General features: G+C 66.2%; 1 protein-coding gene. It reads left to right on the top strand.

Going from position 1 to position 565, the window contains the following annotated elements; translation table 11 throughout:
* Positions 1-519: acyl-CoA dehydrogenase C-terminal domain-containing protein (locus F3I62_RS20065; protein WP_160491403.1), on the top strand; the 519-nt coding region annotated here is incomplete at its 5' end.
* Between the last annotated feature and the right edge of the window lie 46 nt (positions 520-565).

Here is a 565-nt window from a genome sequence, read left to right as displayed (position 1 = left end):
GGCTTCATCCGCGAGTGGGGCCAGGAGCAGCTGATCCGCGACTGCCGCATCACCCAGATCTACGAAGGCACCAACGGCATCCAGGCGCTCGACCTGGTCGGGCGCAAGGTGGTCGGCAGCGGCGGGGCGTTCTACAAGCACTTCGCCGAAGAGATCAAGGCCTTCACCGACAGCGCCGACGCGTCCCTGGCCGAGTTCGTCAACCCGCTGAAGGACGCCATCGCCAACCTGGAGCTGATGACCGCCGACCTGCTGGAACGCGCCAAGGCCAACCCCAACGAAGTCGGCGCCGCCTCGGTGGAGTACCTGCAGGTGTTCGGCTACACCGCCTACGCCTACATGTGGGCCCTGATGGCGCGCACCGCCCTGGCCAAGCAGGACCAGGACGAGTTCTACCGCACCAAGCTGGGCACCGCGCGTTTCTTCTTTGCCCGCCTGCTGCCGCGCATCCACTCGCTGACCGCGTCGGTCAAGGCCGGCAGCGAAAGCCTGTACCTGCTGGACGCCGCGCAGTTCTGAGCCGGTTGAACCGCTGAAACAAGCCTCGCCTCGGCGGGGCTTTTTT

Origin of the sequence: Pseudomonas sp. R-28-1W-6, from assembly GCF_009799925.1 — a bacterium.
In the GTDB taxonomy this organism is placed as follows: domain Bacteria; phylum Pseudomonadota; class Gammaproteobacteria; order Pseudomonadales; family Pseudomonadaceae; genus Aquipseudomonas.
Note: the sequence above shows the minus strand (reverse complement) of the source record. Positions and strands in the feature narration are given on the sequence as shown.